We start from the raw sequence: 12,928 nt of genomic DNA on the forward strand, positions 1-12,928 counted from the left end.
GACGGACCGGCGCGGTGCCCCAGGGTTGAAACCCTGGGCTATTGAGTGGGAAGGAACGGCGGTGCCTGCCCGGCTCGCTACGTAGCCCAGGGTTTCAACCCTGGGCCTGCGGGCTACTCCAGCTCGGCCAGGGCCAGCTTGGCTTTGGTGTCGGTGCTGTTCTTGTATTCGTGCTGGGGGTAGCTCAGGGCCTTGCGGAAGTACGTTTTGGCCGCGTTGGCCTGGCCGCCAGCCTGGGCGAGGTAGCCGAGTTGCAGCGCCGACTGGGGTGCGTAGTAATAAGGCGCAGTGCCGGCGCGGGCAATGGTGCGGGCGTAAAGCACGCGGGCCGAATCCAGCTCGCCGAGCAGGTGCAGGGCCCGGGCGCGGCGGTAGGTGTCCTCCAGCTGGTCGCGCAGGGGTGTGGTGGCGGTGGTCCGGAATTGGCCCAGCGTGGCCAGGGCGGGGCGGTAGTAGCCGCCGTCGATTTGGAGACGGGCGCGGGTGAGGGTGGCGTTCAGGGGCTGCTTGTCCTCGAAAAAGCGCTGGGCGTAGGTGTCCTCCTCCAGAATGGTGCGTCCCTCTTTGCCGATGCGGGCGCGGTAGCGGGCGGCCGCGCCCGCATCGCCGCCCAGCCAGGCGGCCAAATAAAGCTTGAACCAGGCGTCTTTGCGGTAGTGCTGGCCGGCGTAGTCCTGCAAAAACAGCTGGTTGGCGCGGCGGGCGGCCGGATACTGGCCCTGGTAGAGCAGCAGATCGGCGGCCAAATGGTGCAGGTAGGGCAGCGGCAGGTAGGCCGGACCGCTGGGGCGGGCGCGGTAGGCGGCCAGGGCCTCATCGGTGCGGTGCTGCTTTTTGAACTGGCTGATGAGCAGAAACGTGAGCAGCTGGTTTTCGGGCTGCTGTCGGTGCAGAGTCTGCACCAGCTGCAGGGCGGCCTCGGGCTTTTTGTAATAGGTTTCTTCCAGCAACGCCAGCACGAGGCGGGCTTCGGGCTGGAAGTCGTTGGGCTGGGTGGCGGCGCGGCGCAGGTTGCGCAGGCCCGTGTCCACTGAACCGGGTAGGCCCAGCAGCTTGAGAAACCAGCGGTAGCCCTCGGGCAGCGAGCCGATGAAAAACTGGAGCATCCCGAGCGTTTTGCGGGCCGGCAGGTAGTTGGGGTAGCGCTCGGTTACGCGCTGCATGGCCCCGTAGCTGCGGCGCAAACTCCAGGCCCCCTGCACCTCGTGGCCGAACACGACCTGGGCCGCCGCCTGGTGCAGCCGGATTTCGGCCGCCGCGTACTCGGCCAGCGGCCCGGTCTGGTCCTCCAGCGCAGCAAGGCGCGCATCCTGGGCGTCCACGGCCGCCTCGTAGCGGGCGGCGTCCTGGCTGATGAGCAGTTCCGTGATGCCCAGGCAGTCCTCGACCAGCAGCGTGCCGGCATCGGAACTACTGCCGGTGCCGAGCAGGGCGCGGGCGGCGGCGGGGCGCATATTCAGTACCTCGGCGTAGGCCCGGGCCTGATTCGGCGTGAGTTCCGACACGGGTTCCCGCACCGGAGCACCGAGGGCTGCGCCGAGGTTCGCGGAGGCGAGCAGCACCAGCCAGAACAACCTCTGCGTACCTCGGCGAAATCCTCTGCGCACCTCTGCGGGAACCCTCATAGAACAAAAAAAGAACGGCCCCCGGAAAGAGGCCGTTCTTCAAAGCTACTAAAACTAAGAACTACTCGCCCCGGGCCTCTACGTCGGCGAAAATACGGCCGCAGTGCTCACAAACGATGATTTTTTTGTGCGAGATGATGTCGGCCTGGCGCTGGGGGGGCACCGTGTTGAAGCAGCCGCCGCAGGCGTCGCGCTTCACTTCCACCACGGCCAGGCCGTTGCGCACGTTGCCGCGGATGCGGGTGTAGGCCGTCAGCAACCGGGGCTCGATGGGCTTCACGGCCTTGGCGCGCTGGTCCATGAGCTTCTTCTCGTCGGCCTCGCTTTCGCCCACGATGGTTTCCAGCTCGCCCTTCTTGTTGTCGAGGTCCTTCTTGCGCTCCTCGAGGCGGGTTTTGGTGCCGCTGATGTCGCTGTTCTTCTGCTCGATCTGGTACTGGGCCTCCCGGATTTTCTTGTCGGCAATCTGGATTTCCAGCTTCTGCAACTCGATTTCCTTGGCAATGGCCTCGTACTCGCGGTTGTTGCGCACGTTCTGCTGCTGCTCCTCGTAGCGCTTGATGAGGCCGTCGGCGTCCTTGCCGGCCTGCTTGCGCTGCTTGATCTGGTCGTTGAGGCCGGCGATTTCCTCGTCGAACTTGCTCACGCGCACCTCGTAGCCCGCGATTTCGTCCTCCAGGTCCTGCACTTCTTCGGGCAAGTCGCCGCGCACGCGCCGGATTTCATCCAGCTGCGAGTCGATTTGCTGCAGGTGCAACAGGGCTTCCAGCTTGCTGGCAACGGTAGTTTCCGTGGACGGGTTAGCAATCATATCGGACGGGGTTGGTGAGGGTCTCTGCGATTAAGACCGCAAAAGTAGTCCCAAAGTTATCGGCAAGCAAATCCCGAAAGATTTCGCCCGTGAATTGTTCGCTCTCAAAATGGCCCACGTCGCAGAGCATGAGCTGGCCCTCGGCCCCGAAGTATTCGTGGTACTTGAGGTCGCCGGTCACGTAGGCGTCGGCGCCGGCGGCGCGGGCCTTGCCGATGAGAAACGCGCCCGCCCCGCCGCACAGGGCCACCGTTTTAATGGGCCGCGCAAAATCGGTGTGCTTGACTACGGGCACGCCCAGCGCCGCGCGCAGCCGCTGCCGGAACTCCTGGGGGCTGAGCGGTTCGGGCAGCTCGCCCACCATGCCCGCGCCCACCTCGGGGTGGCTGTTTTCGAGTTTCACGAGTTCGTAGGCCACTTCCTCGTAGGGGTGGGCGGCCCGCAGCGCCGCCAGTGCGGCCCGCTGGGCATGCAAAGGCAGCAGCACTTCCACCCGGTCTTCGGAGCCGGTGTGGGGCTGGCCGGGCGCGCCCGCGAACGGGTTGGTGCCGGCCCCGGGCGTGAAAGTAAACGTGCCCTCCGAGCGGAAGCTGCACCCCGAGTACTGCCCCACCTGGCCCGCGCCGGCCGCGTACAGGGCCGCCAGCACCACTTCGGTGTGGGCGGGCGGCACGTAGGTAATCAGCTTGGCCAGCAGCCCGGGCTTGGGGGCGAGGATGCGCGCATTCACCAGCCCCAGCTTGTCGGCCAGCTTGCGGTTCACGCCGTGGGCCACGTTGTCGAGGTTGGTGTGGGCGGCGTAGAGGGCCACGTCGTGCTTGATGGCTTTGAGCAGGGTCTGCTCCACCTCGTTGGCCCCGGTCAGGCGCTTCAGGGGCTTGAAAATGAGCGGGTGGTGGGCCACTACCACGTTGCAGCCCCGCCGGATGGCCTCGTCCACCACGGCCGGGGTGCAGTCGAGGGCGATGAGCACGCCCCGGATTTCCTGCTGCGGGTTGCCGCATTGCAGGCCGGCGTTGTCGTAGCTTTCCTGGTAGGCCAGCGGGGCGGCGGCTTCGAGCACGCGCATCAGGTCTTGGACGGTGGGCATGAGGTGGAGTTGAAAAGCTACACAACTACTGATCAACAGCGGATATGCAGGAGTTGCTTACTTGAGCATAGTTCACATGGCAGGTAGCGCCAGGGACCCGGTCGCCCTGCAAAAAAGGTAGGTTATTTTTCTGGCGTAAAAAAATAACCTACCTTTTTCAACCCACCCCCGGCGCGTTATATCTCCCGCAGCAGGTTCAGGAAGTCGTCCAGCTTGTAGGCTCCATCTACTACCCGGCGCTCATACACCATGAAGTAGCGGAAGGCGTTGCCGGCTTTTTGCGCCCAGATGGCCCCGAGCCGGATTTTCTGCTCCGCGTCGAGGTGGTCGCCCTTGGTTTCGACGACCAGGGTTTTGCCGCTCCTGGTCTGGATGATGAAGTCGGGGTAGTGGTTGAGGAAGCCGTTGATGCGGAAGCCCTTGCCGCGCTCGGGGTTGCGGGTCCAGAAGGCGATGGTGGGCAGGTTGGCTATTTCGTTGATGACCCGCTCCTCGAAGCCGTTGATTTTGCCCTCCTGCTCATAGAGCGACTTGGTGATGGCCTTGCTGGTTTCGCCGGGCGCAATCTGGGCCGGGAAAACGTAGGCCGGCCGGATGGTGGCTTTGTCCAGGGCAAGAAACTTTTCAAACTGCTGGTAGGCGTAGTTTTCCGACAGCTGCTGGATTTTCTCCTTGATTTTCTTGGTGTACGTGTACTCGTGGTTGGCGAAGTCGGTGAACTGCTCGTCGGTGAAGTCTTCCAGAATGCGCTTCACGTAGCGCTCAATCTCCTTGTCGGCAATGGGGTAGAGGTTGCCGATGAGGTCGAGGATGCGGCGGGTGAAGTTTTTTACGCGGCTGTCTTTGCGGCCGGGGTCCAGCATGTAGGCCATGATGCGCTCCTTGGCGTCGCCGTCGATGCGGGCGAAGGTGGGCGTGGCCTCCTGCCTGGTGTCGTCGAGGTCTACTTTGTAGAGCTCGGCCGAGACGCCGTCGAACTTGATGTTGGTATCGGCCTTGCCCAGCGGGAAGCCTTCGAGCAGGTATTCCTTTTCCAGCAGCACGGCCGGGCTGCCTTCGCCGCTGTCGAAGAGGGTGGCGGCGGGTTTTTTCCAGAAGAACTGGGGCAGCACCAGGGCGGCGGCCGGGGCGCGGAATACTTCCTTGATGGGGTAGGTTTTCACGAGCGACTGGAGCACGGTGGGCAGGGGCGTGGCCCCGTCGGCGGAGCTGGCGGCCACGGTTTTCTCAAACGCGGCCTGCTGGGCCAGGGCGGCTTCGGCAATGGCCCGCACCGAGCCGCCGGCGGCCGCCAGCCCGGCCAGCGGGTCGGCCAGCGGGTCGGCTTCGTCGGGGGGCGGGGGCAGGGGCGCGATGCGGCGCACGTCAATGTCGGCCAGGTCGGCGGCGGCGGCGGCGGCGGCCGGGGGGGKGGGGGCGTCGAAGTTGAGCGGGGCCTGCCCGAAGCGGGCCGGCGCGTTGGGGGCGGGGGCCAGCGGGGCGGCCCCCAGGTCGGCCACCTTGTAGTCGCGGGCGCTGAACCCGGCTTTGTTGAGGCCCACCACAATTTTGTCGAGCGTCTCCATAAACTTGCCGGAGGCCGTCAGCACGTAGCTCATGTTGAGCATGGGCGCGGCGTGCGGGGCCACGTAGGGCTGGCGCAGCACCCGGCCCAGAATCTGCTCCACGTCTACGGCCGACGACTTATCGGCCAGCGAGGCCAGGATGTAGGCAAAGGGCGCGTCCCAGCCTTCTTTCAGCGCATTCACCGTAATGATGTAGCGCACCGGGCACCGGGGCGAGGCCAGGTCTTCGTTCTGGAGCTCGTTGAGGCCGGCCGTTTTGATGCGGATGTGGCTTTCGGGAATTTTCAGGTCCAGCAGCTTCTGTTTCAGCAGCTCGAAGGTGGTGTTGTCGTCGGCCGTTTTGGGCTGGGCCTGAAACAGCACCAGGGGCCGGATGTAGCGCCCGCCGGCTTTCTGCTCCTGCCTGGCCTGCTGCTCCAGGTTGCGCTGGAGTTGCAGGGCCGAGTTGATGACTTCCGTGCGGTCGTGGTGGTTGTAGACGATAACGGGCAGCTTCACCATGTGCTCCTGCTTGAGGGCCAGCGCATCCACGAAGCTGATGAGGTTGCTGTTTTTGCGGGGCGTGGCCGTCAGGTCGAGAATGAAGGCGGGGTTCAGGTTGCGGAGCATGTCCACGCTCAGGTCGCTTTCCGCGTTGTGGCTCTCGTCGACCACCACCACCGGGTGCAGGGCTTGCAGCACGCGCATGAGCGTGATGTCCTCGTCGCCGGGGCCGAGCAGAGCCCCGAAAGAGTGCAGGTGGCCGTTTTCCTGGTACACCTTGCGGTCCTCCTTGTTTCTGGCCCGCAGCGAGTCGAAGCTGAGCACCACCAGGCTCAGCTGCTCCTGCACGCTGCTGGCCGAAAAGCCGCTGCCTTGCAGCAGGGCCGCTTTGTCGTAGACCTCCACGCGGCCGGCGAAGTGGGAGTTGAGTTTCTGGCGGTAGGGGTGGGCCGGGTCTTTGAGCTGGCGCAGGGTCTGGTCGAGAATCGTGACGGAGGGCACCAGCCACACCACGGCCCGGGGCCGGCCCACGGGCAGGGCGGCGAAGAGAGTGCGCAGGGCGTTGGCCGCGATAAAGGTTTTGCCGCCCGCCGTGGGCACCTTAATGGTAACGTGGGGTACGCCCGGCACCGTGTTCTTATACGGCTCGATGGCCGTGCCCGGAAACGGCGGCAAAGGCGTGCGCGGGTGGGTGGTCCAGAAATCGTGGAAGGCGTCGGGCAGGTTTTTAGTGGCCTGCACGCAGTCCAGAAAACGGGCGAGGTCCGTGATAACCTCCTGCTGGTAGGGTTTGAGCTCCATATCGGCTGAGGGCTAGAAGCGCGAAATGTCGCGGGGGATTTTCTTGAAAATGATGCCGTGCAGGGTCAGGAATTCGGCCGGCAACAGGCAGTTGTCGGCGTAGATGATGTACTGGCCGGCGCGGGTGCGCATGGTGCTCAGGAAATCGTGGTTGAGCGTGGTGACGGTGTCGGGGGCGTAGTGGAAGTAGTAGGCCGTATCGTTGTGCAGGGCCAGAAACGCGGCGTTGTCGGCCGCGGCGGGCGGGCCGGGGGGCAGGGGTTGCCGGGTTTCGGTGTAGTAGAGGTACTGGCGCAGGCCGGGCAGGCCGGCCTGCTCGTTGAGCTCGCCGCTTTCGGTGAACACCGGCTCGCCCAGGGTGCGGTAGTCGAAGCTGCCGCCGGTGCCGGGCAGGCCGCCGTAGCCCCGCAGCACGCGCTTCACCCGCTCGGCCGTGATGTGCTCGGCGTAGTCTTCCATCTCCGTGAGGATGAATTTTCGTTGGCCGCCGTCCTGCTGATTGAGCCTGAGCACGGCGTGGGCCGTGGTGCCGCTGCCGGCGAAGCTGTCGAGCACGATGGAATCCTTGTCGGTGGCGAGTTGAAGGATGCGCTCTATCAGCTCAACAGGCTTGGGCGTGTTGAACGGGACTTCTGTATCAAATAGCTCCTTTAGTAATCGATTAGCATCTCGTGTTGTACCGACTTCGGTTCCGAACCAGATACTTTCTGCAACCCGTCCACCCTGTGCTTCTAAATATATTTTACGAGTAATCTTAGTTTCGTTGAAGTTAAAAATCACCTCTTTATCGGCAATTTTCTTTGCTAGAGTACTTTTCTCCCAACGCCAGCCTTTTTCTGGTGGAGCAATAAATTTCCCCGATGGAGTAGCTAAATCGTAACGCAGATTTTCCCGATAGTTTGGGCTGCGAAAATCACCACTACGCCATTCTCCGCGCGGATCATTGTCGGGGTTTGAGTATGCTTTGTTGTGTTCTGCTGTACGGGCAAGTTTCTTTATTTGAAAACCTGATTTGCAATAGACCAGCGTGTTGTTGTGGTGTAATGAAATTGTCTTCACATCGTTCTTTCCTTGAATGCTGTGTTGCCAGATAATGTTTCCTAAAAAATTACCCCCCCCCCATTATTTCATCACATATCTGCTTTAAATTGTACAATTCATTATCATCAATCGAAATCCAGATGCTGCCATCTTCCGCCAGCAGCTTGTGCAGCAGCTTGAGGCGGGGGTACATCATGCACAGCCATTTATCGTGGCGGGAGAGGTCTTCGCTTTCCTTGCCCACCACCTGGCCCAGCCACTTCTTGAGCTTGGGGTCGTTGACGTTGTCGTTGTACACCCAGCCCTCGTTGCCGGTGTTGTAGGGCGGGTCGATGTAGATGCATTTCACCCGGCCCTCGTACTCGGGCAGCAGGGCTTTGAGCGCTTCCAGGTTGTCGCCGTGGATGATCTGGTTGCCGCTGCCGGTGGGGTCGGCCGTCTGGCGGCCGTCGGGCCAGGCCCCGTACTGGTGGCCGAGCAGCCGAAACGGCACGTCCAGGTGATGATTGATGACTTTGTCTTTACCAATCCAGTGGAGGGTGGGCATGAGCAGGCGGGTACGAAGGGTGGGCACGAAGGTAAGGCGGCCGGGCGAACAGGCCGGGCGTTTTGAAAAAGGTAGGTTATTTTTTTAGCGCAGAAAAATAACCTACCTTTTTGAAAATACGGGTTGCTTCGTGCTGGCGCTACGCCTCCCGGTGCCCCTCATCCCCTGGCCCCCTCTCCTTCAGAGGGGAGGAGGGGGGGCTAGCTATTGGTTTCCAAAGCCAAAGCTGCCACAGCCAGACTAGAAAACCAGCGGCTAGTTCCCCCGCTCTCAAGGAGAGGGGGCCAGGGGGGCACCGCCGCAACAACGCCACAACCACCTTTCCCCCCCCAGTCTATGGCCCGCCACTCCATTGCTTCGACAACCGATGTGGCCCGGGTGCGCCACTACTTCGGGCTGGGCCAGCGGGAGCTGGGCCAGTACCTGGGCGTGAGCGCCGCGATGGTGGGCCACCTGGAGGCGGGCCGCAAGCTGCTCTCGGGCCGGGTGCTGCGGCGGCTCGCGGTGCTGGCCACCCAGGTACCAGCCGCGCCGGCCCCGGCCCCGCCGCTGCCGCCCCCGGCTGCCCCGCCCGCCCCCGGTCCGCTGGCCGCCCGCCTCGACTGGTGCCGCTGGCAGGCCGGGCTGCTGCGCCCGCGCCTGGCCCGCCTGCAAACCCGCGCCACCTACGCCCACCGCTGGCAGCAGGCGCTGCCGGCGCTGCTGGCCGCCGCCGCCGCAGTGGCCCCGCTCGTCCAGGAGCCGCCGGCCCCCGCCGMCTGGCTGCGCCAGCAGGCCCMGCCCCCCGATGCCGAATTTGCGGCCGACTGGCACCTGCTGCACGCCCGCCTGGCGGCCCTGGAAGCCGAAGCCGCCGCCCTGGCCGCCCTGCTGCCCCCGGCCCCCTAAGGCCATGCACGCGCCAGCGACGCGGGCGGGCAGGCGGGCGTTGCTGAATGGTGAAGCTGTTTAGCCGGGCGGGCGGGCGGCCCGGTCAAGGCCGAAACGCCCGGCGGCCGTTACGCACCGTTCGGCTATGCCCGCCGCCTGAGCCCGCGCAATTCCCCGGTTCGGCCCGGAATGACGGTCTTTTTCTGCCGAACTGCGGCGGTCCGCATGTCGGCAGAAAAATAAAAAGTAAGCGCCGCACAATAATCGGGAGGGGCCAGCGTAATGGAGGCATCATTCATCCTTTAACCCCTTTATTTATGCCCATTACCCTCTCTTTGCTAACGACCCGCGCCGAGTGCGACGAGGCGTTGGCCGACCTCAACGGCGAGCTGGACGGCTACCAGCAGCGCACCAGCAACCTCGACTACGCCGACCGCCGCACCGAGCGCACCCAGGCCGACGTAGACGGGCGGCTGGCCGGGGCGGAAGCCGAAATTGCGGCCTACGAGGCCATTATGGCCGCGCCCAACCTCACGCCCACCCTGCGCCGCCAAACCGAGAGCAAGCTGCGCCGCGCCAACGACCGGCGTGACAACCTCAACGACCGGGGCGGCTCCCGCTCCGGGGTGGCCCGCCTGCTCTCGGAAGTGGATGCCGACCAGGTGGTGGCCCAGGTGGCGGTGCTCACCGCTGTTATCGGGCAGGTAACCACCCACCGGGCCGCGCTGCCCGCCTAAGCTCCCGCCGCGCCTTGCTTCCTTAGTTCCTATTGCACTATCGGGCCGCTCCGCTTCGCGCGGGGCGGCCTTTTGCGTGGGCCGGGCCGGTAGGGGCGTACCGGGGTGAGGTAGGTTATTTTGCTGGAATAAAAAAATAACCTACCTATTCCAAACTGTCCGCCAACCCGGCCCAACCCGCTACTTTTGCGGTGGCCGGCAGGTGCCGGCCATTTCCGGGGCGGGGGCGAAGCGGCGCTTTGCCCCCTTGCCCGATTCTTAGGCCTGACCGTTGATTTCTCCCCTCCAACTTCTGCTGCTGCCCTTTAGCTGGCTCTACGCCGCCGTGCTGGCCGTGCGCAACTGGCTCTATGCGCGGGGCTGGAAGGCGAGCGTGGCCTTTGCCCGGGTGCCCGTTATCAGCGTGGGCAACCTGCGGGTGGGGGGCACCGGCAAAACGCCCCACGTGGCCTGGCTGGTGGCCTGGCTGCAAGCGCAGGGGCAGCACCCGGCGCTGCTGAGCCGGGGCTACGGCCGCCGCACCCGGGGCTACCGCCGCGCCACGGCCACCGACTCGGCCGCCACCGTCGGCGACGAGCCCTGGCAGCAGTTCGGGCAGTTTGGGGGCCGCGTGCCGGTGGTGGTGAGCGAAGACCGGGGGGCCGGCATCGGGCGGCTGCTGGGCGAGGAGCCCGCCGTAACGGCCGTGGTACTCGACGATGCCTACCAGCACCGCCGGGTGCGGCCGGCGGTTAATATCCTGCTCAGCGAGCAGCAGCGGCCGTTCTACCAGGATTACGTGCTGCCCGCCGGCCGCCTGCGCGAAAGCCGGGCCGGGGCGGGGCGGGCCGACGCGGTCATCATCACCAAGTGCGCCCCCGACCTGAGCGCGGCGGCCCGGGCCGCCATTACGGCCCGGGTGCGGCGCTACGCCCGGCCGGGCGTGCCGGTGCTGTTTTCGGTCTATGAGTACGGCGTGCCGGTGCCCGTGCCCGGCACCGGGGCCAGCGCCGCGCCGGAGCAGGGGCAGGCGGTGGTGGTGCTCACCGGCATTGTGCAGCCCGGGCCGCTGCTGGCCCACCTGGCGGCGGCCGGCTACCGGGTGGTGCACCACGCCCGCTACCCCGACCACCACGCCTTCACGCCCCGCGAAATAGGGGAGCTGGCCGCCCAATGCCCGCCCGGCCAGTGCGTTCTGACCACCCAGAAAGACGCGGCCCGCCTGCAAGAGCCCGCGCTGGCGGCAAGTGTGGCCGATTTGCCCGTATTTTACATTCCGATTACCGTTCGGTTCCTCGCCGACGGGGAGGCCCGGCTGGTTTCCCTGCTCGCCCCCCATTTGCCGCCCCCCGCCGTTGTCTGACTCCTTGTTGCTTTCGCTTTGTGATGCCCTGCGGGGTTGGTTGGCCGGCCGGTGGCCGTGGCCGCCGGTGGTGGCCGCCCTGCTGGTGCTGGCCACCCTGGCCCCCGGCCGCAGCCAGGCCCAGATTCTCGACGACTCGACCCGGAACCGCTACGGGGCGCGCACCACCTTTGTGCTGAAGGAGCGCGACCTGCTGCGCGAAGACACCGTGGGCCGCCTGATTGATACCACCCTCACCCGCCTGCCCCAGCCGCGCTACTGGACCCACGACACCACCTTTCAGCAGGACCTGGGCAACTTCGGTACCGCCTCGCGGCCCCTGCTCTGGGAGCCCAACCTGCACCTGGGTGCCCGCCCGGGCCGCCAGGTGTTCGATAAGTACGCCCGCGACGGGGCCGACGTGAAGTACTACGACACCCGCTCGCCGTACACGTTCTTCCGCTTTCACCAGGGCAACCCCTACGAGCAGGTGTTCGAGTTCTCCTACGCCCGCAGCCTCAAAAAGCGCTTCAACGCGGGCTTCGACTACGAGCGGTTCGGCTCCAACAAGGCGGTGGCCGTTACGAACACCAAAACCGGCCTGGCCGAGCACAGCAACTTCCTGCTCTTCGCCCGCTATCAGTCGCTCAACAACCGCTACCGGGCCATGGCCAACTTCAGCACGGCCCGCCACACGGTGGCCGAGCAGGGCGGCATCGTGCCCCAGGTTAAGGATACGCTCAAAATCGGGGATAAAACCGGGGAGGTGGATCTGACCCAGCTCTTTGACTACCAGCGCGAGGTGGTGAGCCTGACCCAGGCCAAGAACCGCGACAGCCGCGACCGGGTGCGCCTGCTGCACTCCTACCGCCTGCTGGGCCGGGGCCTGACGGCCTTCCACAGCTTCGACTGGAGCCGCCAGCTCAACAAGTACACCGACGACGCGCTGGTATCGGCCGCCGGCGCGCCGAACCGCTTTTACCCCGCCCTGCGCCTGAGCACCGCCGCCACCGACGACCGGGCCGAGTTCCGGCAGCTGGAAAATACGCTGGGCGTTATGGGCAACTCGAACACGGTGGACTACCGCCTCTACGCCCGCCAGCGTTCCTACTCACTCACCACGCGGGTCGCCTCGGGCCAGCCGGCGGTGCTGGGCGAGGCCCTGCCCGAGCAGCGTGGCGCCCAGCTGTTTCTGGGCGGCACGGCCGCGTTCCGCTACCGGCAGTACGCCATCGAAACGGCCGGCGAAATCAAGCCCGACCTGAAAAATCCCGCCAGCACCGAATACTGGCTGCGGGGCCGGGCCGTGCTGGGCTTCCTGAGCGGGGAGCTGCTGCTCACCAGCGTGTCGCCCACGCTCACCGAGCAGCAGCTGCGGGGCAACCACTTCGCGTGGAATACTTCGTTCCGCAACAGCCAGGTGCAGCAGGTGCGGGTGCGCGCCGCCCGGCAGCTGGGCCGGCACTACCTGGAAGCCGTGGGCACGGGCGCCAACCTCACCAATTACCTCTACTACTCGGTGAACCCGGCCTCCGAAACCGACCGGGTGCACCTGGCCGGGCCCTACCAGCGCGACGAAACCTTCCAGGTGGGCACGCTCATGGGTCGCTACCGCGTGAACGTGGGCCACCTGTTCTTCGACAACCAGGCCACTTACACCGCTGGGGCCGGCTCCGACAACCCGGCCCTGCGCGTGCCGGCGCTGGTGGGCGAGTCGCGCCTGTATTACCAGGGCTCCGTGTTCCGCAACGCCCTGTTCGGGCAGGTGGGCGTGCAGGGCTACTTCCAGTCGCGCTGGCAGGCCTACGACTACAGCCCCAGCACCCAGCAGTTTTTCGTGCAGGACCACTTCACCATCCGCAACGTGCCGGTGGTCGACGTGTTTATGAGTGCCGACATCAAGACGGTGGGCGTGTTTGTGAAGGTGGCCTACGTCAACCAGTTTTTGCCCCAGAACGGCTACTTCGCCACGCCCTACTACGCCGCCCTGCCCCGCCGCGTCCAGTTCGGCCTGCGCTGGCAGTTCTTCAATTAGAT

10 protein-coding genes are annotated in these 12,928 nt (G+C 65.3%); 4 read left to right on the plus strand and 6 right to left on the minus strand.

What is annotated here, in order from left to right; translation table 11 throughout:
* Positions 1–113 precede the first annotated feature (113 nt).
* From D0T11_RS13975 to D0T11_RS23370, 6 genes are all read right to left on the minus strand, one after another.
* Positions 114–1,562: a DUF3808 domain-containing protein gene (locus tag D0T11_RS13975; RefSeq protein WP_147374660.1), complete on the minus strand. Its 1,449-nt coding sequence runs from the start codon at positions 1,560–1,562 to the stop codon at positions 114–116.
* A gap of 124 nt (positions 1,563–1,686) precedes the next feature.
* Positions 1,687–2,436: a zinc ribbon domain-containing protein gene (locus D0T11_RS13980; RefSeq protein WP_119656418.1), complete on the minus strand. Its 750-nt coding sequence runs from the start codon at positions 2,434–2,436 to the stop codon at positions 1,687–1,689.
* Positions 2,426–3,526, minus strand: a complete 1,101-nt coding sequence (locus D0T11_RS13985; protein WP_245990880.1) for a Nif3-like dinuclear metal center hexameric protein — start codon at positions 3,524–3,526, stop codon at positions 2,426–2,428. The genes D0T11_RS13980 and D0T11_RS13985 overlap by 11 nt, the downstream gene beginning before the upstream one ends.
* A 176-nt stretch (positions 3,527–3,702) precedes the next feature.
* Positions 3,703–6,375 carry a DEAD/DEAH box helicase gene (locus D0T11_RS13990; protein ID WP_119656419.1) on the minus strand — a complete coding sequence of 891 codons (2,673 nt, stop codon included), beginning with the start codon at positions 6,373–6,375 and terminating at the stop codon, positions 3,703–3,705.
* 12 nt (positions 6,376–6,387) lie between these two features.
* A complete protein-coding gene (locus D0T11_RS13995) occupies positions 6,388–7,434 on the minus strand; it encodes a site-specific DNA-methyltransferase (protein ID WP_262681979.1) in 1,047 nt (348 codons plus the stop codon).
* Positions 7,435–7,483: 49 nt separating this feature from the next.
* Positions 7,484–7,990 carry a DNA methyltransferase gene (locus D0T11_RS23370; protein WP_262681980.1) on the minus strand — a complete coding sequence of 169 codons (507 nt, stop codon included), beginning with the start codon at positions 7,988–7,990 and terminating at the stop codon, positions 7,484–7,486.
* A 309-nt stretch (positions 7,991–8,299) separates the two neighbouring features.
* Between D0T11_RS23370 and D0T11_RS22580 the strand changes: the two genes are divergently transcribed.
* The 4 genes from D0T11_RS22580 (at position 8,300) to D0T11_RS14010 (ending at position 12,926) form a co-directional block, all read left to right on the plus strand.
* Entirely contained in the window at positions 8,300–8,851 is a 552-nt protein-coding gene (locus D0T11_RS22580; RefSeq protein WP_182888409.1) for a helix-turn-helix domain-containing protein, read from the plus strand.
* A gap of 299 nt (positions 8,852–9,150) precedes the next feature.
* On the plus strand, positions 9,151–9,570 hold the full coding sequence (locus D0T11_RS14000; RefSeq protein WP_119656420.1) for a hypothetical protein: 420 nt from the start codon (positions 9,151–9,153) through the stop codon (positions 9,568–9,570).
* A 271-nt stretch (positions 9,571–9,841) separates the two neighbouring features.
* On the plus strand, positions 9,842–10,912 hold the full coding sequence (lpxK, locus tag D0T11_RS14005; protein ID WP_119656421.1) for a tetraacyldisaccharide 4'-kinase: 1,071 nt from the start codon (positions 9,842–9,844) through the stop codon (positions 10,910–10,912).
* Positions 10,905–12,926, plus strand: a complete 2,022-nt coding sequence (locus D0T11_RS14010; protein WP_182888410.1) for a putative porin — start codon at positions 10,905–10,907, stop codon at positions 12,924–12,926. The genes lpxK and D0T11_RS14010 overlap by 8 nt, the downstream gene beginning before the upstream one ends.
* Positions 12,927–12,928: the final 2 nt, after the last annotated feature.

Origin of the sequence: Hymenobacter rubripertinctus (assembly GCF_003583925.1) — a bacterium.
Classification (GTDB): domain Bacteria; phylum Bacteroidota; class Bacteroidia; order Cytophagales; family Hymenobacteraceae; genus Hymenobacter; species Hymenobacter rubripertinctus.